This window comes from Curtobacterium sp. NPDC092190 (genome assembly GCF_044755625.1).
Classification (GTDB): domain Bacteria; phylum Actinomycetota; class Actinomycetes; order Actinomycetales; family Microbacteriaceae; genus Curtobacterium.
In genome coordinates this window covers 634540-654685 of the sequence record NZ_JBIVRJ010000002.1, presented here as the reverse complement: position 1 = coordinate 654685, position 20146 = coordinate 634540, and the positions used below count along the sequence as shown (strand labels likewise).

15 protein-coding genes and 1 tRNA gene are annotated in these 20146 nt (G+C 73.0%); 3 read left to right on the top strand and 13 right to left on the bottom strand.

What is annotated here, in order from left to right; genetic code table 11:
• The first annotated feature begins 319 nt into the window (after positions 1-319).
• Positions 320-2176 (top strand): ABC transporter ATP-binding protein, encoded by a 1857-nt coding sequence (locus ACIQFY_RS07300; protein WP_400339058.1) that lies wholly within the window; start codon positions 320-322, stop codon positions 2174-2176.
• A gap of 87 nt (positions 2177-2263) precedes the next feature.
• Here the strand turns inward: ACIQFY_RS07300 and ACIQFY_RS07295 are convergent, their stop codons facing one another.
• The 4 genes from ACIQFY_RS07295 to ACIQFY_RS07280 form a co-directional block, all read right to left on the bottom strand.
• Complete coding sequence (locus ACIQFY_RS07295; RefSeq protein WP_066658430.1) at positions 2264-3685, bottom strand: NAD-dependent succinate-semialdehyde dehydrogenase; 1422 nt, start codon at positions 3683-3685, stop codon at positions 2264-2266.
• Positions 3686-3786: 101 nt separating this feature from the next.
• The gene (locus ACIQFY_RS07290) at positions 3787-4407 is read right to left on the bottom strand and encodes an isochorismatase family protein (protein ID WP_066655131.1); all 621 of its coding nucleotides are present in this window, start codon (positions 4405-4407) and stop codon (positions 3787-3789) included.
• A 40-nt stretch (positions 4408-4447) separates the two neighbouring features.
• The gene (dacB, locus tag ACIQFY_RS07285; protein ID WP_400339056.1) at positions 4448-5944 is read right to left on the bottom strand and encodes a D-alanyl-D-alanine carboxypeptidase/D-alanyl-D-alanine-endopeptidase; all 1497 of its coding nucleotides are present in this window, start codon (positions 5942-5944) and stop codon (positions 4448-4450) included.
• 73 nt (positions 5945-6017) lie between these two features.
• Complete coding sequence (locus ACIQFY_RS07280; protein ID WP_400339054.1) at positions 6018-7025, bottom strand: Gfo/Idh/MocA family protein; 1008 nt, start codon at positions 7023-7025, stop codon at positions 6018-6020.
• A 144-nt stretch (positions 7026-7169) separates the two neighbouring features.
• Here ACIQFY_RS07280 and ACIQFY_RS07275 point away from each other — a divergent pair, with 144 nt between their 5' ends.
• Positions 7170-8828, top strand: a complete 1659-nt coding sequence (locus ACIQFY_RS07275; protein ID WP_400339051.1) for an HAD family acid phosphatase — start codon at positions 7170-7172, stop codon at positions 8826-8828.
• 64 nt (positions 8829-8892) lie between these two features.
• Here the strand turns inward: ACIQFY_RS07275 and ACIQFY_RS07270 are convergent.
• The 9 genes from ACIQFY_RS07270 to ACIQFY_RS07230 all read right to left on the bottom strand — a co-directional run bounded on the left by ACIQFY_RS07270 (position 8893) and on the right by ACIQFY_RS07230 (position 17580).
• Positions 8893-8965 (bottom strand) — tRNA-Thr (locus ACIQFY_RS07270).
• Positions 8966-9009: 44 nt separating this feature from the next.
• A complete protein-coding gene (locus ACIQFY_RS07265) occupies positions 9010-9645 on the bottom strand; it encodes a TetR family transcriptional regulator (RefSeq protein WP_326495481.1) in 636 nt (211 codons plus the stop codon).
• 223 nt (positions 9646-9868) lie between these two features.
• On the bottom strand, positions 9869-11011 hold the full coding sequence (locus ACIQFY_RS07260; RefSeq protein ID WP_400339048.1) for a DNA polymerase III subunit delta': 1143 nt from the start codon (positions 11009-11011) through the stop codon (positions 9869-9871).
• A 25-nt stretch (positions 11012-11036) separates the two neighbouring features.
• A complete protein-coding gene (gene tmk, locus ACIQFY_RS07255; protein ID WP_400339047.1) occupies positions 11037-11684 on the bottom strand; it encodes a dTMP kinase in 648 nt (215 codons plus the stop codon).
• Positions 11681-14467 (bottom strand): type I DNA topoisomerase, encoded by a 2787-nt coding sequence (gene topA / locus ACIQFY_RS07250; protein ID WP_400339252.1) that lies wholly within the window; start codon positions 14465-14467, stop codon positions 11681-11683. The genes tmk and topA overlap by 4 nt, the downstream gene beginning before the upstream one ends.
• Positions 14468-14970: 503 nt before the next feature.
• Positions 14971-15312, bottom strand: a complete 342-nt coding sequence (locus tag ACIQFY_RS07245) for a hypothetical protein (protein WP_400339044.1) — start codon at positions 15310-15312, stop codon at positions 14971-14973.
• Positions 15309-15503: a DUF4244 domain-containing protein gene (locus ACIQFY_RS07240; RefSeq protein ID WP_066658434.1), complete on the bottom strand. Its 195-nt coding sequence runs from the start codon at positions 15501-15503 to the stop codon at positions 15309-15311. The genes ACIQFY_RS07245 and ACIQFY_RS07240 overlap by 4 nt, the downstream gene beginning before the upstream one ends.
• Before the next feature lie 179 nt (positions 15504-15682).
• On the bottom strand, positions 15683-16474 hold the full coding sequence (locus ACIQFY_RS07235; protein ID WP_400339042.1) for a hypothetical protein: 792 nt from the start codon (positions 16472-16474) through the stop codon (positions 15683-15685).
• A gap of 47 nt (positions 16475-16521) precedes the next feature.
• Complete coding sequence (locus tag ACIQFY_RS07230; protein ID WP_400339039.1) at positions 16522-17580, bottom strand: CpaF family protein; 1059 nt, start codon at positions 17578-17580, stop codon at positions 16522-16524.
• 543 nt (positions 17581-18123) lie between these two features.
• Here ACIQFY_RS07230 and acs point away from each other — a divergent pair.
• Positions 18124-20076: an acetate--CoA ligase gene (gene acs / locus ACIQFY_RS07225; RefSeq protein ID WP_326495474.1), complete on the top strand. Its 1953-nt coding sequence runs from the start codon at positions 18124-18126 to the stop codon at positions 20074-20076.
• Positions 20077-20146: the final 70 nt, after the last annotated feature.

Genomic DNA, 20146 nt, shown 5'->3' with positions numbered 1-20146 from the left:
CCGCAGCGGGGCCGCCGCACGCGGCGCGGGCGGGGGGGGGGGGCGGCCGGGGGCCCCCCCCCCCCCCCCCCCGCGGGCGGGGGGGGGGGGGGCGGGCCCGCCCCCGCGCCTCCCGTCCGTCGCGTCCAGGGTCGCGCGCGCGATGTCGCCTGCGCGTGCTGCCGCTGTGGGACGACACCCCCGACGTCGTCCGACAGCGGGGATGTCGTTCAACGGCGGGACAACCGACACAACGCCGCGCACCACGCTCCCACGGGACGGTGCGAAGATGGACGACGGCCGCCAGCACACCCCGCACGGGCGGCAGGAACCAGGAACGATGAGCCTCTTCTCCGCACGCCGCAAGCCGTCCGAGGGCCCACGGGCGAGCTTCGGCCGCCTGCTGACCTACCTGTTCGAGAACAAGCCCGCGATGGCCGTGATCATCGTGCTGAGCGTCCTCGGAGCCGGCGCGTCGCTCGCGCAGCCGTTGCTCGTCAACCAGGTCGTCACCGCCGTGCAGCACGGCGAGACGCTCTCGATCCTGGTCTGGGCGCTCGTCGCCCTCGTGCTCGTCTCGGGCGTCCTGAACGGCGTGCAGCACTTCCTGCTCCAGCGCGCCGGTGAGGGCGTGGTGCTCTCGACCCGCCGCAAGCTCATCGCGCGGATCCTCAACCTGCCGATCTCGGAGTTCGACACCCGCCGCACCGGCGACCTCGTGTCCCGCGTCGGCAGCGACACGACGCTCCTGCGCGCCGTGCTCACGCAGGGGCTCATCGAGTCGATCGGTGGCGCCCTGACGTTCGTCGGCGCGATCATCGCGATGGCGGTCATCGACCCCCTGCTCCTCGGCATCACCGTCGTCATCGTCCTCGTCGCGATCGTCGTCGTCGGCGGGCTCAGCCGACGCATCCGCGTCGCGTCGAAGCGTGCCCAGGAGAAGGTCGGCGACCTGACCGCGGCGGTCGAGCGGGGCATCGGTGCCGTCCGCACGATCCGAGCCGCCGGGGCCACCGGCCGCGAGGTCGCCGAGGTCGACGGACACGCCACCGAGGCCTACCGCCGCGGCCTGGACATCGCGAAGATGTCGGCGTTCGTGGTGCCGGTCGCGAGCATCGTGATGCAGGTCGCGTTCATCGCCGTGCTCGGGGTCGGGGGTGCACAGGTCGCCGCGGGGCAGATCACCATCGCCACGCTGATCACCTTCATCCTGCTGCTCTTCATGATGGTCATGCCGCTCGGGCAGGCCCTCGGTGCGGCCGTCGCGGTCGCGCAGGCACTCGGCGCCCTCGGCCGCATCGAGGAGATCCTGCACCTGCCGACGGAGGACCAGGACGACGGTGCCGTCCGGGTCGCCGCGGCGACGGAGACCGACGACGCGATCGCGTTCGAGCACGTGACGTTCCGCTACGCGCGGGCTGCGGATGCGTCGGGCGCGGACGGCGCGACGGGCGCGGGCAGCGCGACGGACCGGTCGGGAGGCTCGGGTGCCGTCGACGCCGCACCCTCCGCCGAGGACGTGGTGCTGGACGACGTGTCGTTCCGCGTGCCCCGCGGCGCGCGAGTGGCGCTGGTCGGTCCCTCCGGGGCCGGCAAGTCCACGACGCTCGCGCTCATCGAGCGCTTCTACGACCCGACCTCGGGCGTGATCCGGCTCGGCGGCGTCGACGTCCGCGGGCTCGACCGCGCCGAGCTCCGCGCGCAGATCGGGTACGTCGAGCAGGACGCCCCCGTGCTCGCCGGCACCATCCGGGCGAACCTGCTGCTCGGCTCCCCCGACGCGTCCGAGGCCGAGTGCGTCCGGGTGCTCGAGGCCGTCAACCTCGGCGACGTGCTGCACCGCGACCCCCGCGGGCTCGACGCCCAGGTCGGTGAGGACGGCGTCATGCTGTCCGGTGGTGAGCGGCAACGGCTCGCGATCGCCCGAGCGCTGCTCGCCGCGCCCCCGATCCTGCTGCTCGACGAGTCGACGTCCTCGCTCGACGGGGTGAACGAGCAGAAGATGCGGCTCGCGATCGACGCCGTCGCGGCCGACCGGACGCTGCTCGTCATCGCCCACCGGCTGTCGACCGTCGTCGACTCCGACGTCATCGTCGTGCTCGAGCACGGCCGGGTCGTCGGCACGGGCACGCACTCGGAGCTCGTGCAGTCCACCCCGCTCTACCGGGACCTCGCCAAGCACCAGCTGCTCGTCTGACGTCGATCCCGCGGAACGCAACGTGGGCGGTCTCGCGCAGCGGTATATCGCTGCGCGGGACCGCCCACGTTGCGTGGTGAGGGGAGGTCAGGCGGCGAAGGGGTCCGGCGTGAGGACGTAGACCGACTCCAGGTACTCCTCGAGGCCCTCGTGCGAACCCTCGCGGCCGAGCCCCGAGGACTTGACCCCGCCGAACGGGAACGCCGCGTTCGACACGACGCCCGTGTTCAGCCCGAGCATGCCCGTCTCGAGACGCTCGGCGAGCCGCTGACCGCGCCGGAGGTCGGTCGTGAACGCGTACGCGACGAGCCCGTACTCGGTGTCGTTCGCGAGGCGGATGCCCTCCTCCTCGGTGGCGAACCGCGTGATCGACACGACCGGCCCGAAGATCTCGGTGGTGAGGATGTCCGACCCCGGCGGGACCTCGTCGAGCACCGTCGGTGCGTAGAACGTGCCCGGACGGTCGACCCGCTCCCCGCCGGTCACGAGTCGGGCACCCCGCTGCACGGCGTCGTCGACGAGCCCGGCGGCCTTGTCCACGGCACGGTCGTCGATGAGCGGACCGATGGTGGTCCCGTCCTCGGTGCCCCGGCCGATCCGCAGTCCGTCGACCTTCGCGGTGAGCGCCGCGGTGAAGGCCTCGGCGATGCCCTCCTGCACGAAGAAGCGGTTCGCCGCCGTGCAGGCCTCGCCGACGTTGCGGAACTTCGCCTGCATCGCCGCCGTGACCGCCTCGTCGAGGTCGGCGTCGTCGAAGACGAGGAGCGGAGCGTTGCCGCCGAGCTCCATGCTCGTCTTGAGGACGTTGTCGGCGGCCTGCTTGAGGAGTGCCGATCCGACCGGCGTCGAACCGGTGAAGGTGAGCTTGCGCAGTCGGCGGTCGGCGATGATCGGCTCCGACAGCGCCTTCGCATCGCGCGAGGGCACCACGTTGAGCACCCCGTCGGGCAGCCCGGCGCGGCGGAACAACTCGACCAGGAAGAGCGTCGTGAGCGGCGTGAGGTCCGCCGGCTTCAGCACGACCGTGCAGCCGGCCGCGAGTGCCGGGCCGATCTTGCGCGTCGCCATCGCGAGGGGGAAGTTCCACGGCGTGATCGCGTAGACGGGACCGACGGGGCGTCGGAGCACGATGCCGCGTCCGGTGCCCTCCGGGTTGGTGCGGTAGTCACCCGAGATGCGGACGGCCTCCTCCGAGAACCACCGGAGGAACTCGCTGCCGTAGGCGACCTCGCCCCGGGACTCGGCGAGGGGCTTGCCCATCTCGAGCGTCATCAGGGCGGCGAGGTCGTCCTCGTGCTCGTGGGCCAGGTCGAACGCCCGGCGGAGGATGTCCGACCGTCGCCGCGGCGCGGTCGAGGCCCAGGCCTCCTGCGCGGCCACGGCGGCGTCGAGGGCGGCGATGCCGTCCTCGGGCGTCGCGTCGGCGACCTCGGCGAGGACCTCGCCCGTGCTGGGGTCGCGGACGGGGAAGGTCGCGCCGCCGCTCGCGGCGCGCCAGGAGCCGCCGATGAGGAGTCCGGTGGGGACGTCTGCGACGGCGACGTGGTCGTCCGAGACGGTGGTGGTCGGGCCGGCCGGGGTGGGTCCGCTGGTCGTGGTGGTGGGTGCGGTCACAGTACTGCTCCTCCGGGGTTCGCGAGCCCCTCGTCCATGTCGCTGTGGTCGACGTGCCCGCCGACCGCGCTGATCTCGTCCAGGGCCCGTGCGCTGCGGTCCGGGTCCACCCCGGCCACGAGGTCGTCGTAGACGGCGACGTCGTACCCGGCGGCCCGCGCGTCGAGCGCCGTGGCGCGCACGCAGTGGTCGGTGGCGATGCCGACGATGTCCACCGTCGTCACCCGACGGTCGGCGAGGAGGTCCGGCAGCGCGGTGCCGTCGTCCGTGCTCGCCTGGAACGCCGAGTAGTCCGGCCGGCCCCGCCCCTTGAACACGTCGACGTCGATGACGCTCGTGTCGAGGTCCGGGTGGTACGCCGCACCGGGCGTGCCGCCGACGCAGTGCACCGGCCACGTGTCCACGAAGTCCGGCCCCTCGGGTCCGGCGAAGTGTCCGCCGTTGTCGTCGTCGCCGTGGTGCCAGTCACGGGAGCCGACGATGAGGTCGTACTCGTCCGCGTGCCGACGGAGGAACGCGCTGATGCGCTCCGCGACGGCCGCGCCCCCGGTCACACCGAGCGCGCCGCCCTCCGTGAAGTCGTTCTGGACGTCGACGACGAGCAGTGCCCTGGCCATGCATCCATCCTGCACCCGGCACCCTGCGGCTTCGTGGACGTCAGGACGAGGTCAGGCTCCCACCGCACCGGTACGTCGCCGCGGTGACGGCGTCGAGCGCCGGCAGTGCCGCGGCACGCGGGGACCCGATCGCGTAGAACGCGAAGGTGAGGCGTCGGCCGTCCGCCGCGTCGATGTACCCGCCGAGCGTGTTCGCGCTGTCGATCCACCCGGTCTTCGCGTGCACCTTGCCGCGCGCCACCGCGTTCTCCCCCGTGAACCGGCTCGACAGGGTGCCGGAGACGCCAGCGACGGGGAGCGCCCCGGACAGCACGCCGAGGCCCTTCTCGCCCGCGGCGACCGCGACCATGAGGTGGGCGACGAAGGACGGCGACACCGCGTTCGCCGCGCTCTCCCCCGAGCCGTCCTTGATCGTGATGCCCGCGGGATCGACGCCGTAGCCGGCGAGTGCCTTCTGGTAGACGCCGGTCAGCGACGCCGCCGACCCGCCTGCACCGGACTCCTTCGACGAGACGCGCGCCAGCATCTCGGCCAGGGTGTTGTCGGAGTTCGGGATCATCTGCCCGATCAGCGTCGACACCGGCTGCGAGGAGACCGAGGCGATCTGGTCCGTGCTCGTGGTCGCGCGCTGCACCACCTGCGCGTTCCCGGCTCCTGCGACGCCCGCGTTCGCCAGTGCCGTGCGGAAGGCTGCTCCGGCGCGACCGACCGGGTCGGTGGAGCGGGGCGAGGTCGCAGCGGCCGGGTTCGCCCGGTCGCCGTCGACCATGAGCGCGGTGACCCGGGGCTGGTACCCGATGGTGCGCTCGCTCTCCGGCCAGGTCGGGTCCCACGCGTCGGCGTCGTCCCAGTAGCTGTCGTCGGCGACGATCGTCGTCACCGGGGCGTCACCGAGGGCCGCCTTCACCTGCTGTGCGAGCTGCGCGAGGGTCGGCGCGCCCGGGTACACCTTGCCGTTGCCGGCCGAGAGCGTCGCATCGCCGTGACCGACGAGCGCGACGGTGCCGTCGGCCTCCTTCGTCACCGTGGTCGGGATGCGGTGGTCGCCGCCGAGGACCGCGAGGGCCGTGGCGCTCGTCAGCGTCTTCATCACGCTGCCGGTCTGTGCCGCCTCCTCCCCGTTCCGCGAGAACAGCGTCTCCCCGGACTCCGCGTCCATGACGAAGCCCTCGAAGGACCCGAGGCCGGCTGCCGAGGCCGCGGCGTCGATCGTGCAGGTCCGCAGGGCCGACGGGCCGGCGGCGTCGTCCGGCACCGAGCGGGACTCGTCCGTCGGCGTCGCACTCGGTGTCGCGGAGCTCCGGGGCGTGTCCGACGGCGCGGGCGTCGCGGCGGCCGACCGCGTCGCCGCGGACGGGCGGGACGGCATCGTCGCGGCAGCCACGGCGACCGAGGCGCCCGAGCCCAGCAGGAGGACACCGACGAGACCACCGGCGATCCACGGGACCGGTCGGCGAGCCGCGGAGCGGCGCAGGGACCCGACGGCGCCGCGGAGGCGTGCCGGGACGGACTTCGACGTGGGCTGCTGGTCGGACATCGCGACCGATCCTACGGAACCGCGGGAGGAGCCTCCAGACCGGATCGGTCGCCGGCGCACCCGCCGGCGCACGTCAGTCGTCCGACGGCGCGTCCGATCCGTCGTCGTCGGCCGCGTAGCGGACGCCCACCTGCCGACGGGCCTCGTCCATGACGGCCGTGATCGCGATCGTCTCCTCGGGGTCCATCGGGCCACCCTCGTGCGTCCCGGAGGTGACCATCGCCTCGAACGCACGCGCCTCGTGGGCGTAGCCGGCGAGCTCCTCGCGCGAGTCGAACTCCTCGAGGACCGTGCCGTCGCGGTCACGGAGCCGCCACGTGGTGGGCGTGTACCAGGTGTCGTCGAGGTCGATGCGCCCGTCCTCGCCGATGATCGACGCGGTGTTCGGGCTCCGCAGGTCCAGGCTGAAGTGGATCATCGACTGGGCACCGCCCTCGTGGGTGAGCACCAGGCCCATCTGGGTGTCGACGCCCTGGTCGCTCAGCGTGCCGGCGGCGGTGACCGCCGTCGGCACACCGAGCACGTCCACCGCGAACGAGATCGGGTACACGCCGAGGTCGAGGATCGCGCCGCCGCCGAGCGCCGGGTCGTTCAGCCGGTGGCGGGGATCGCTGGGCAGGGCCTGGTGGTGGGTGGCCTCGACCAGGCGCGGGCGTCCGATGCGCCCCTCTGCCACGATCTCGCGGATCATCCGCATCTGCGGCAGGAAGCGGGTCCACATCGCCTCGGTCACGGCGACGTCGGCGCGGCGGGCGGCGTCGACCACCCGACGCGCCTCGGCCGCGGTGATGGTGAACGCCTTCTCGACCAGGACGTGCTTGCCGGCGTCGATCGCGAGCAGGGCGTCCTCGGCGTGACGCGAGTGCGGTGTGGCGACGTAGACGGCGTCGACGTCCGGGTCGGCGACCAGGTCCGCGTAGGAGCCGTGCGCGCGGGCGATGCCGTGCTCGGCGGCGAAGGCTTCGGCGGACTCGCGCGTGCGGCTCCCCACCGCGACGAAGTCGATCCCCGCGGCGGTGCAGTCCGCCACGAACGAGTGGGCGATGCCGCCCGTACCGATGACTCCCCAGCGAACCGTCATGCCACCTGTCTACCAGCCGGTCGCCGGGCGACGACGCGGCGGTCACCTGTACGGACCCACATGGACCACTCGGCTGACCGACAACTAGCGTGCTGCTGTCCCCCGATCGGGGGCGGTCCCCGACTCGAAGGTCACCAGGTCTCCATGCGCCGATCCCTCCGCACCGCCGTCGCCACGAGCGCGGCACTCCTCGTCGTGTCCACCGTCCTCACCGCGGCGCCGGCCGACGCGCACGGCTGGACGCCGCCCGCTCACGGCCCCGACTCCTCGCTCACCCCGAGGACGCACTTCACGATGGCCGCGGACGGCTCCTCCGGCGCCACCGAGGGCGGCGAGGGCATCCCGAACATCGACTCCGTCAAGAAGACCATCGCCACCTACTACGGCGACCCCGGCACCGGACTCGCGAACCGAACCGACTCCCCCTACGTCCGCGAGGTGCGGTCGATCGTCGACCGCGAGACACGCCAGCTCCGCCGCATCCACGACCGCGCCGTCCGGCACGGGCAGCGCCCGGCGATCGTCCTCGACGCCGACGACACCACGCTGTGGACCTACGACATGGAGGTCGCGGACATGCACTTCGTCTTCGACCCCGCGCGCCAGGACGAGTGGGTGCAGGACCAACGGTTCCCCGCGACCCCGTCCATGGTCGGCTTCGTGAACCGCGCGCAGGCGATGGGCTTCACCGTGTTCGGCCTGACCGGCCGCACCGACGACCAGAAGACGGCGACCGTGCAGAACCTGGCGAAGGTCGGCTACACGGCCTTCTCCGAGGACCACTTCTTCACGAAGTGGACGGGGACCGGCGCGTCCCAGCAGCCGTCCTGGATCACCTGCGCAGCCGCGAAGTGCACCACCGTCGAGTACAAGGCACTCACCCGGAAGCACATCGAGCAGGACCTCGGCTACGACATCGCACTCAACGTCGGTGACCAGTGGAGCGACCTGCAGGGCGGGTACGCCGACCGGACGCTGAAGCTGCCGAACCCCACGTACTACCTGCCCTCGGCGGACCTGCGCGGCGTGCGCGAACCGCGCCTCGCCCCGAGGACCCACTTCACGATGGCCGCCGACGGCTCCTCCGGCGCAACGCGGGGCGGCGAGGGCATCCCGAACATCGACTCCGTCAAGAAGACCATCGCCACCTACTACGGCGACCCCGGCACCGGACTCGCGAACCGCACCGACTCCCCCTACGTCCGCGAGACGGCCCGGCTCGTGGCACGGCAGGCCCCCGCGATCGCCCGGCAGTGCGCCGTCGCCCGACAGCAGCACCGCAACCCGGCGATCGTCCTGGACGCCGACGACACGACGCTGTGGACCTACGACATGGAGGTCGCCGCGATGCACTTCGTGTTCGATCCCGCACTGCAGGACGAGTGGGTGCAGGACCAGCGCTTCCCCGCGTCGCCGGGCATGCCGACGCTCGTCGCCGCAGCGCAGCAGGCGGGCTGCACCGTGATCGGCGTGACCGGTCGGAACGAGGCGCAGCAGGACGCCACCATCGCGAACCTGCACGCCGTCGGCTACCCGCAGTTCGCCGCGACCACCGACGGGAACCGGACCTACTACACGAAGTGGACCGGCACCGGCAGCTCCCAGCAGCCGTCGTACGTCACCTGCGCCGCCGCGAAGTGCACGACGGTCGAGTACAAGGCGCAGACCCGGGCGCACATCGAGTCCCCTGCCGGAGGCGGGTACGACGTGGTCGCGAACCTCGGCGACCAGTACAGCGACCTGCTCGGCGGGTCGTCGGACCGGAGCATCAAGCTGCCGAACCCGACCTACTACCTGCCCTAGCCGGACCGCTCGGCAACGACGGAACCCCCGGTCGGACACTGTCCGACCGGGGGTTCCGGTGTCGAGCCGCCTGTCGGAATCGAACCGACGACCTATTCATTACGAGTGAATCGCTCTGCCGACTGAGCTAAGGCGGCGGACGCTCCGTTCCCGGAGCGGCACGAGCAATGACTATACAGGTTCAGACGAGCGAACGCGAAACGAGCGCGCCGAGTTCGTCGAACGACCGCTGGAGCTCCTCGGTCAGCTGCGTCTCGGTGGCCCCGTCGGACCACTCCCACCAGGCGTGTCGGAGCGCTGCCAGCGCCACCACCGACGCGAGCCGGGCGCGGCGCCGCAGGGCGTCCGGGTCCGACGCGAGGTCCGGTTCCGTGCCCGCGAGCCGCCCCGCAACGGCCTCCTCGATCTCGGCCTGGAACTCCTTCATCGAGGCCATCCGCCGCGTGAACAGCTCCGGAGCGGCGCGGAGCACCTGCTGCCGTTCCGCGAGCAGCCCGCGTTCCTCCACCAGCTCGCCCGTCGCGTGCACGAGCAGGGTGCCGAGGTCGGACAGGAGCTCGCCGCTCGGCCCCCCGGCGCGGAAGGTGTCGAGCGCCGGTCCCGTCGGCAGCGTCGGGTCGTCGCCCAGGAGCGCCTGTTCCTTGCTCGGGAAGTAGTTGAAGAACGTCCGTGGGGACACGTCCGCTCGTCGGGCGATCTCGTCGACGGTGACGGCGGGCCAGCCGGAGTCGAGTGCGATCCGCAGGGCGGCCTGCTGGATCGCGAGGCGGGTGGCGCGGCGCTTGCGCTCACGCAGTCCGGGTGCGGCTTCGGGCATGTCGCGATCTTCTCACGGTGGTCGGGGCGATCGGCTGCGGGGTCGCGCAGGGTCGGGTGGGTGGAGGCTGACCGGCCGGGAGGCTCGGCGCACGCCCACCCCGCGACCCCCGTCGCCAGGGGTCCGGTGTCACGGCGGTCCGGGTCGCGCGGGCCAGCGCGGGGCAGCGGGTCGCGCGGGCCACGCGGGTCAGCGGAACGGGCGGGTCGGCGGCCGACCCGGGTCAGCGGGTCGCGCGGGCCACGGTCACGAGCAGCGCCTCGAGCGCGAGCAGTGCCGCGACGTTCGCCGCGATCCGCGACCGGGCGAGCGACACCGCGTCGAGCACCTCGAGCGCCGCGGACGGCGGCACCACCTCGAGCGCCCGGTCCAGCTGGTCGCGCATCGACAGGTTCACCGGCTCTGCCGGTGCACCGAGGCCGAGCAGGAGCAGGTCGCGGTACAGCGACGAGACGTCGACGAGGATCCGGTCGAGTCCGTCGCGCAGGCTGCGGGTCGCCCGACGCTTCTGGTCCTCCTCCAGCGCTCGCAGCTGCGACCGCAGTGCCGGTGGCACGGTGCCGCCCGGCTCCACGCCGAGCGATCGCAGGGCTGCGTCCCGCTCCTCGCCGTCCCGCTGCTGCGTGATCGCCTTGGCGTCCTCGTCGGCGACCGCCAGGAGCTCGGCGGCGGCCATCACGGCGTCGCCGACCGAGCGCACCCCGAGCACGGTCTCGAGTGTCCGGCGTCGGCGTGCACGGGCGTCCTCGGTCGTCGCCAGTCGCTGCGCCATCCCGATGTGGCTCTGCGCCTGCCGCGCGGCATCGGTCGCGAGGGCCCGGTCGACCCCGGTCCTGGCGACGATGAGCTCCGCGACGGACGCGACGTCGGGCACTCGGAGCCGCACCGAGCGCACGCGGGACCGGATCGTCGGCAGCAGGTCCGCCTCGCTCGGCGCGCACAGGATCCACACCGTCCGCTCCGGCGGCTCCTCGAGCGCCTTGAGCAGCAGGTTGGAGGTGCGCTCCGTCATGCGGTCGGCGTCCTCGATGATCACCACGCGGTACCGACCGACCGAGGGCGAGTAGTACGACGACGTCACCAGCTGCCGGATCTCGTCGATCGTGATGATGACGCGTTGGGTGGTGAGCACCGACACGTCGGGGTGCGTGCGCGCGGTGATCTGCCGCAGGGCGTGGTCATCGTCCGCTCCGGCACCGACCAGGGCGGCAGCGAAGGCGGTGGCGACGTTCGACCGTCCGGACCCGGGCGGCCCGGTGATCAACCACGAGTGGGTCATGCCGCCGGTCCCGTCGGGAGCCTCGGCCGCACTGCGCAGGGCCGCGACGGCGTCGTCCTGTCCGGTCAGGCCGTCCCACACGCTCACGAGGACATCCTGTCAGCAGCCACCGTCACGCCGGACCGTCCTCGTCCGCGATCCCGACGACGGCACCGACCGCGGCTCGGACCGCGCGGTGGACCGTGTCGGCAGGCTGCCCGGCGTCCACGACGAGGAAGCGTTCGGGCTCCGCAGCGGCAGCGTCCAGGAAGGCTCGTCGGACGGTCTCGTGGAACGACGCCGCCTCGGACTCCAGCCGGTCGAAGACGTTGCCCCGAGCTGCCGCGACCCGGCTCCGCCCGGCCGTGACGTCGAGGTCGAGCAGCACCGTCAGGTCCGGGAGCAGGCCGTCGGCCGCCCAGTCGGACACCGAGCGGATGCGCTCGGCACCCAGGCCCCGTGCGACGCCCTGGTAGGCCACCGACGAGTCGATGTACCGATCCTGCAGGACGACCTCCCCCCGGGCGAGCGCGGGGCGGACGACCGTCTCGACGTGGTGCGCCCGGTCCGCGGCGTAGAGGAGGGCCTCGGCGCGCGCCGAGACGTGCCCGCGCTCGTGCAGCACCATCTCGCGGATGCGCTGCCCGAGCTCCGTGCCGCCGGGTTCACGCGTGCGGACGACCGTCCGGCCGTGCTCCTCGAGCCAGGTGCTGAGGAGCTCGGCCTGGGTGGTCTTGCCCGCGCCGTCGCCACCCTCGAGGGTGATGAAGCGCCCGGTCACTTCTTCTTGGCCGCGGTCTTCCGCGCCGGCGCCTTCTTCTTCACCGGCCCCTTGGCACGCTTGTCCGCGAGCAGCTGCACGGCACGGGCGTGGTCGACGGTCTCGACGTCCTCGCCGCGCGGGATCGTCGCGTTCGTCTCACCGTCGGTGACGTACGGACCGAAGCGGCCGTCCTTCACCTTGATGGGCTTCCCGGACACGGGGTCCGCCTCGAACTCCTTGAGCGCGGCCGTGGCAGCGCGTCGGCCGCCGTACTTGGGCTGCGCGAAGAGCTCCACCGCACCGGGCAGGTCGATCTCGAAGATCGCGTCCTCGCTCGGCAGCGTGCGGGTGTCCGTGCCCTTCTTGATGTACGGGCCGTAACGACCGTTCTGCGCCGTGATGTCGTCGCCGGACTCCGGGTCCTTGCCGACGACGCGGGGCAGGTCGAGGAGCTTGAGCGCGGTCTCGAGGTCCACGGTCTGCGGGTCCATCGACTTGAAGAGCGACGCGGTGCGTTCCTTCGGCGCCGCGGCCTTCTTCGTCGTCTTCTTCGCGGGGGCCTTCGCGCCCTTCGCGCCCTTCGCGGTGGTGGTCGCCTGGTCCGCGGCTGCGGGTGCTGCATCGGCGGCCGGCTCGGTGACCTCGCCCGTCGACGGGTCGACGGGCGGTTCGGGCTCGGGGGTGCGCTCGGTGACGTACGGCCCGAAGCGACCGTCCTTCGCCAGGACCTCCTTGCCCGTCTCGGGGTTGATGCCCACCACGCGGTCGCCCACGACGGGTGCCTCGACGAGCTCGCGGGCCTTGTCGGTCGTCAGCTCGTCGGGCGCCAGGTCCTCGGGCACGTTGACGCGACGGGGCTTCTCGGGGTCGTCGCTCGGCACCTCGATGTAGGGGCCGTACCGCCCGATCCGCAGGGTCAGACCCGGCGCAAGCTCGACGGAGTTGATGTCGCGCGCGTCGATCTCGCCCAGGTTGTCGATGACGGTCCGGAGCCCGCGGTGGTCGTCGCCGCCGAAGTAGAAGCCCTTGAGCCAGTCGGTGCGGTCGGCGTCGCCGCTCGCGATGCGGTCGAGGTCCTCTTCCATGCCGGCGGTGAAGTCGTACTGCACGAGGTCGCCGAAGTGGTCCTCGAGGAGCCGGACCACGCTGAACGCGATCCAGTTCGGGACGAGGGCACTGCCGCGCTGCGTGACGTACCCGCGGTCCATGATCGTCGAGATGATGGCGGCGTAGGTCGACGGACGACCGATGCCGAGTTCCTCGAGCGTCTTCACGAGGCTCGCCTCGGTGTAGCGCGGCGGAGCCGACGTGTCGTGGCCCTTGGCCTCGACCTCGGTGACGCCGAGGTGGTCGCCCTCGGCCATCTGCGGGAGCTTGGCATCGCCGTTCTCGCCCCCGCCGTGGCGCTCCTCGTCGCGGCCTTCCTCGTAGGCGTTGAGGAAGCCGCGGAAGGTGATCACGGTGCCCGACGCGGTGAACTCGGCGTCCGTCCCGTTCGCCGTCGAGGCGATCCCTGCGACGCTGTCGGTCGACGTGATGCCGAGGACGACCGACGCGGTCGACCCCTTGGCGTCGGCCATCTGCGAGGCGACCGTCCGCTTCCAGATGAGGTCGTAGAGCTTCCAGTCGTTGCCCCGCAGCACGCCGTTCATCTCGGACGGGGTGCGGAACGTGTCGCCGGCGGGGCGGATGGCCTCGTGGGCCTCCTGCGCGTTCTTGCTCTTGCCGGCGTAGCTGCGTGGCTTGTCGGGGATCGTCTCCGGCCCGTACAGCGCCGAGGCCTGCTTGCGCGCGGCGGTGATCGCCTGCTGCGACAGCGACGAGGAGTCCGTACGCATGTAGGTGATGTGGCCGTTCTCGTACAGCGACTGCGCGACGCTCATCGTCTGCCGAGCGGAGAAGCGGAGCTTGCGGGCCGCCTCCTGCTGCAGGGTCGACGTCGTGAACGGTGCGGCGGGCCGACGGGTGTACGGCTTCGACTCGACGCTGCGGACGACGGCGTCGCCGGCCCGCTCGAGCACGGTGGTGAGCGCCGCGGCCGAGGCCTCGTCCAGGCGGACGGCCTCGCCCTTGAGCGAGCCGCGGTCGTCGAAGTCGCGACCCGAGGCGACACGGGTGCCCTGCAGTCGGGCGAGGCGCGCCGTGAAGGCGGTGTCGCCGACCTTCTCGAACCGAGCCGTCAGGTCCCAGTAGTTCGCCGACACGAACGCCAGGCGCTCGCGCTCCCGGTCGACGACGAGTCGCGTCGCTGCCGACTGCACACGACCGGCGGACAGCCCGGGGCCGACCTTGCGCCACAGCACCGGCGAGACCTCGTACCCGTAGAGACGGTCGAGGATGCGGCGGGTCTCCTGCGCGTCGACCAGGGCGGTGTCGAGCTCACGGGTGGCCTCCTTCGCACGCTGGATGGCCTCCTTGGTGATCTCGTGGAACACCATGCGCTTGACCGGCACCTTCGGCTTGAGCACCTGCAGGAGGTGCCACGCGATCGCCTCGCCCTCGCGGTCCTCATCTGTTGCGAGGAAGAGCTCGTCGGCGTCCTTCAGGGCGCGCTTCAACTCGGTGACGGTCTTCTTCTTCGCGTCGGAGACGACGTAGTAGGGCTCGAAGCCGTTGTCGACGTCGACCGAGAACTTCCCGAGGGAGCCCTTCTTGAGCTCAGCCGGCAGGTTCTTGGGCTCGACGAGGTCGCGGATGTGTCCGACGGACGCCTGGACCTCGTATCCGTCGCCGAGGTATTGCGCGATCGTCTTCGCCTTCGCAGGGCTCTCGACGATCACGAGCTTCTTCGTGCCTGGCACGTGACTCCTTGATCGATGGTGCGCGCCGGCCCAGGACCGCAACGGTGTCCGGGTCGACCGGGACAACGGTGACCGGGGGCCGACGTGCACACCATACACACACTGGTCGGGCAGCCCGCGTGGCGGCCCGGCGACGGCCACTGCGCTCACGGCGAACGGTCCGGAGCCCGCCACCGTCCGGACCCGGGCGGCGGAGCCCGCGGTGGCGCAGGCGTCGAGTGCGGCACCGTTGGCGCGTGCCACGCGTCCGGCGACGGCGCAGGGGGCGCCGGGAAGACGGTGCACGAGCACCGCAGCGGCGGCGAGCACTGCGGCGTCGGCGGCGGTGCGCGTCCGTTCGAGCAACACGCGCGTCCGAGCACCGGCGAGCGCCGCGGAGCCGACGAGCAGCGCGAGCGCCAGCACGGCGACGAGGGCGACGGTCACCGAACCGCGGTCCGGTGCCCTGCGGACCGCGACGGTCCCGGTCGGCCGCACGCGCCGGTCGGGTCCCGACGGCCGCGTCATCCGCCCCCTCCTGCCGCGCAGCCGGTCGCGCGGAGCGGCAGGACCGCGAAGGGACCGGCCGGGGTCCCCTGCACGTCCACGCACACCAGACCGTCCTCGTGGCGGACCCGTGAGGTGGCACCGGGCACGGTGGCGAGTGCCGCGGCGGCCGTCCGCTCGTCGTCGCGCCCGAGCGCCCGTGCCGCCGTGCCGGCGACCGACCCGAGCCGCCCGGCACGGTCGACCAGGACCACGCCGGCGACCAGGGAGACCAGGACGAGGGCGACGACCGGGAGCCCGACGGCGAACTCCACGGTCACACTGCCGCGGTCGGACGCGGACGGACGGAGCCCGGTCACGGGACCAGTGCCCCGCGGACGAGGTCGGTCAGGATCTGCTGGACCTCGCCCGAGCGCATCACGGCGACGAGCACACCGGCGAACGCCACCGCGGCAAGGATGACGACGGCGTACTCGGCGGTGGCCGACCCGCGATCGTCCCCGGGGCGGCACCGACGACGTCCGGCACCGGGACGAGCGGGGACGTGCACGCTCGCGGCCCACCCCCGGGCCACGCCCGCCGCGTGGCCCGGTGACGGCGCCGGCGCCGGGACCCGTGTCGGCGGCGGAGGTGTCGAGTCGGTCATGGTGTTCCCCTCTCTCTGTGGTGGTCCCACGGTCGCCCACCGGGCGCACCGTCCGACGCTCGGCGGGTCGGTCTGTGGACGGCTCAGCGGAGACCGCCGACGGTGGAGGAGAGGACCCCGACCACGACCGGCACGACGCCCACCAGGACGAACGCCGGCAGGACGCACACGCCGAGCGGCAGCACGAGCCGGACGGCCAGTCGCTCCGCCGCAGCGAGGCCCGCCGCAGCGGCGTCGTCCCGGGCGTCCTCGGCAGCGGCGCGCAGCAGCTCCGCGGCGGGCACCCCGGCGCGACGACTCAGGACCAGCACCTCGTGCAGTCGCGCCGCCTCGACCCCGTCACCGGCGGTTGCTCCGAGGGCTCCGCGCACGGCTGCTTCCGCCGACTGCCACGACCCACCACCGGTCAGCGCCACCGCCCACGCGTCGAGCAGGATGCCCGGCACGTGCCCGTCCGGCGTCACGGCGTCGACCAGCCGTCGGGTCCAGCGCTGCCCGACGAGCACGAGTCCTGCCGCCGCTGCGCAGCAGATCCACCCGACCGGCCGGGTGAGGAGCACGACGAACGCGTCCGCACCCCACACCGAACCGAGTCCGAGCCCGAGGAGCGGCAGCGCCAGCACGACCCGAGCACTCGTGCGCGGTCCGGAGAGGGCGACCCGGACGGCACGGTCGGCCGCGACTGTCCGGCGCATCGCCGCGGCCAGGGCGCGCAGGGCACCGGCAGAGGGTGCCCCGGTCCGCTCCGCCACCTGCAGGACGAGACGGACGTCCTGCCAGGCGGGAGCGTCGGCCTCGGGCACGCCACCCACGAGGGCCCAGGCCCGCGGTGGTGGCACCCCCGCACCGACGAGCACCGCGACCCGGTCCAGCACGCGCGCGGCTCCGGCCGCGTCCGGACCGGCCCGACCCCGGCGGGGACTCACGGGCCACCGCGCCCGACCGGGCGGACCTCGAGCCGCCCGTCGCGGTCGATCCCGCACGTCCCGACCGCCGTGATCCCCCGCCACCACGACCGCCGCTCGACGTGCACGACGAGGTCGACCGCGCTGACGACCTGTCGCGCGAGCGCCTGCGGGCCGAGCCCGGCCAGTGCCCCGAGGGCCTCGAGCCGCGCTCCGACGTCGGTGAGACCGTTCGCGTGCAGGGTGCCGGCCCCGCCGTCGTGCCCGGTGTTCAGGGCCCCGAGGAGCTCACGGACCTCGGCACCCCGGCACTCCCCCACCACCAACCGGTCCGGGCGCATCCGGAGTGCCTCGCGCACGAGCCGGTCGAGCCCGAGCGCACCGGTGCCCTCGGCGGTCGCCTGTCTCGCCTCGAGCGTGACGACGTGCGGGTGCTCGACACGGAGCTCCGCGGTGTCCTCGACCGTGACGATCCGCTCGTCGTGCGGCACCGCGCCGAGCATCGCCGCGAGCACGGTCGTCTTCCCGCTGCCGGTGGCGCCCGTGACCAGGACGTTGCGCCTCCGGGCGACCGCGTCCTCGAGCACGGCCCGGGGGACGACACGGAAGGCCCCGAGGCGTTCCAGGCCGGCGAGCGTCGGGCGCTCCGGCCGCGGCAGCCGGACGGACAGCGCGGTGCCACCGACGGACACCGGCGCGAGGACGACGTGCACGCGCACCCCGTCGCCGTGCCGCACGTCGGCGCACGGCGTGGTCTCGTCGACGTGGCGGCCGCCGAGGGCGACGAGCTCGGCGGCGAGCGCTCGCGCACGCCGCTCCGGGAGCTCGGGGCGGACGCGTTCGAGGCCGCGACCCCGGTCGATCCAGGTGCCCTGCCCGCCGACGACGAGCACGTCGGTCGTCTCCGCGTCCGCGACCAGGGCCGCGAGTTCCTCGAACACCGACGGATCGAGGGCCCTGCGCCGCCGAGCACGCGCGGCGCCCGGCAGGAACGGCACGCCGCTCGGCTCAGCAGGGGCGCCGGGACCGGCGGCGTCGTGATCGGCCCCGGGGGCCTCGGCTCGGTGGCGGTGCATGCGGTCGACGCTAGGTCGATCGGCGGCGGCCGCGGCAGGAATCGGTATGTCGTGTGGACGGCTCCCGCTCGACACCCTCGAGGTGCCGTGTTGTACCCCGTTACGCAAAGCCGTACCCCGTTCGGTGTCCGCAGGCGACCGTGCGGAACCGACGGCACCGGGCCCGGCGGCCGGTCGCCCGGGCACCCTCCGAGCGGACGCCGTCGCGAGCGGCCCTGCAACGAGGACGTGGACAAGTCTGTCCACTCTTCGGCACCAGGACGCCGATCGAGCCGTGCCACGCGAGCACGCTGCGCGACAGGCGTCGGGGAAAAAGAAGAGGCGGCACCTGTTGGGGGGAACCGGTGCCGCCTTGACATCGGTGGATTGGGGGGAATCCGGCCCGGTGCCACCGGAAACGAGTCCGGCAGGAACCACTGTACCCCATGACGACCCGTGCTCGGCAACCCCTCGGCCGGAATGTCCGCGGGGCCCCGCAGCACGGTCCCGCACCGGGGGTAGTCTCCGACTGCACCCCAGCCGCAACGATGCGAGAGGACACCGATGTCCACACCGACCCAGGCCGACGAACGCCACGAGGACGGCCCGACCTTTGCTCCCCCGGCGGACTTCGTCGCGGACGCCGTCGCGCGGGAGGACCTGCACGAGGCGGCCGCCGCCGACCGCGAGGCGTTCTGGGCGGACCAGGCCCGGACCCTGCTCGACTGGCGCACACCGTTCACCCGGACACTCGACTGGTCGGGCGCGCCGTTCGCGAAGTGGTTCGACGACGGCACCCTCAACGTGGCCGAGAACTGTCTCGACCGGCACGTCCGCGCGGGCAACGGCGACCGGGTCGCGATCCACTTCGAGGGTGCACCCGGCGACACGCGTCGGATCACCTACGCGGAACTCACCGCCGAGGTGCAACGCGCCGCGAACATGCTCACCGACCTCGGGGTCGCGCAGGGCGACCGCGTGGTCGTCTACATGCCGCTGGTCCCGGAGGCCGTCGTCACGATGCTCGCCGTCGCCCGGATCGGCGCCGTCCACTCGGTCGTCTTCGGCGGCTTCAGCGCCGAGAGCCTGCGCGCCCGCATCGAGGACGCCGGCGCGAAGCTCGTCGTCACCGCCGACGGCGGCTGGCGGCGCGGCGCGGTCTCCCCGCTGAAGCCCGCGGTGGACGAGGCACTGGCCGGCGAGGGCACCGACTCCGTCGAGCACGTGCTCGTGGTCAGGCGCGGCGGCAACGACATCGCCTGGAACGACCGCGACCTGTGGTGGCACGACGAGCTCGCGAAGGCAGCTCCCGAGCACGAGGCGGAGGCGTTCCCCGCCGAGACGCCCCTGTTCGTCCTCTACACCTCGGGCACCACCGGGAAGCCGAAGGGGATCGTGCACACCTCCGGCGGCTACCTGACACAGGCCGCCTACACGCACCGGAACGTCTTCGACATGCACCCGGAGAAGGACGTCTACTGGTGCACCGCCGACATCGGCTGGATCACCGGTCACTCCTACGTCGTCTACGGCCCGCTCGCGAACGGCGTCACGCAGGTGCTCTACGAGGGCACCCCGGACGAGCCGCAGCCCGGCCGCTGGTGGGACATCGTCGACAGCTACGGCGTCACCGTCCTCTACACCGCGCCGACCGCCGTCCGCGCCGCGATGAAGGCCGGCCGGCAGATCCCCGAGGCACGGAGCCTCGAGTCCCTCCGCCTGCTCGGCAGCGTCGGGGAGCCGATCAACCCCGAGGCGTGGCAGTGGTACCGGCAGGTCATCGGCCACGACCGGACGCCGATCGTCGACACGTGGTGGCAGACCGAGACCGGCGCGATCATGATCTCGGCGCTGCCCGGTGTGACGAAGCTGAAGCCCGGAGCCGCACAGACCCCGCTGCCGGGCATCGTCGCCGAGATCGTCGACGATGAGGGCCACCGCACCGACCCCGGCGAGAGCGGCTACCTGACGATCACCGAGCCGTGGCCGTCGATGGCCCGTGGCATCTGGAACGATCCCGACCGCTTCGTCGAGACCTACTGGAGCCGCTTCCCCGGCCGCTACTTCGCCGGCGACGGCGCGCGGCTGGACGGGCAGGGCGACATCTGGGTGCAGGGTCGCGTCGACGACGTCATGAACGTCTCCGGCCACCGGCTCTCCACCGCCGAGATCGAGTCGGCCCTGGTCGGGCACGAGGGCGTCGCCGAGGCCGCCGTCGTCGGTGCCGCGGACGAGACGACCGGCCAGGCCGTCGTCGCGTTCGTCATCCTGACCGCCGAGGCGGCCGAGGGTGCCGACCGCGACGCGGTCGCGAAGGAACTCCGCGACTGGGTCGGCAAGCGCATCGGTGCGATCGCGAAGCCCCGGCAGGTCGTCGTGGTCCCGGAGTTGCCGAAGACCCGCTCGGGCAAGATCATGCGTCGCCTGCTGCGCGACGCGGCCGAGGGCCGTCGCATCGGCGACACGACGACGCTCGCCGACCCGACGATCATGGCGACCATCGCAGAGCTCATGTAGCCGGAACGACGCGAGCCGCGCCTCCCGACCGGTCTGGAGGCGCGGCTCGCGTCAGCTGCGTCGCTGACGG

Excerpts from the sequence above, each read along its gene's own strand:
- ACIQFY_RS07300 (WP_400339058.1), top strand. The coding sequence starts at position 320 with ATGAGCCTCTTCTCCGCACGCCGCAAGCCGTCCGAGGGCCCACGGGCG.
- ACIQFY_RS07290 (WP_066655131.1), bottom strand. The coding sequence starts at position 4,407 with ATGGCCAGGGCACTGCTCGTCGTCGACGTCCAGAACGACTTCACGGAG.
- dacB (WP_400339056.1), bottom strand. The coding sequence starts at position 5,944 with ATGTCCGACCAGCAGCCCACGTCGAAGTCCGTCCCGGCACGCCTCCGC.
- ACIQFY_RS07280 (WP_400339054.1), bottom strand. The coding sequence starts at position 7,025 with ATGACGGTTCGCTGGGGAGTCATCGGTACGGGCGGCATCGCCCACTCG.
- ACIQFY_RS07275 (WP_400339051.1), top strand. The coding sequence starts at position 7,170 with ATGCGCCGATCCCTCCGCACCGCCGTCGCCACGAGCGCGGCACTCCTC.
- ACIQFY_RS07265 (WP_326495481.1), bottom strand. The coding sequence starts at position 9,645 with ATGCCCGAAGCCGCACCCGGACTGCGTGAGCGCAAGCGCCGCGCCACC.
- ACIQFY_RS07230 (WP_400339039.1), bottom strand. The coding sequence starts at position 17,580 with ATGCACCGCCACCGAGCCGAGGCCCCCGGGGCCGATCACGACGCCGCC.
- acs (WP_326495474.1), top strand. The coding sequence starts at position 18,124 with ATGTCCACACCGACCCAGGCCGACGAACGCCACGAGGACGGCCCGACC.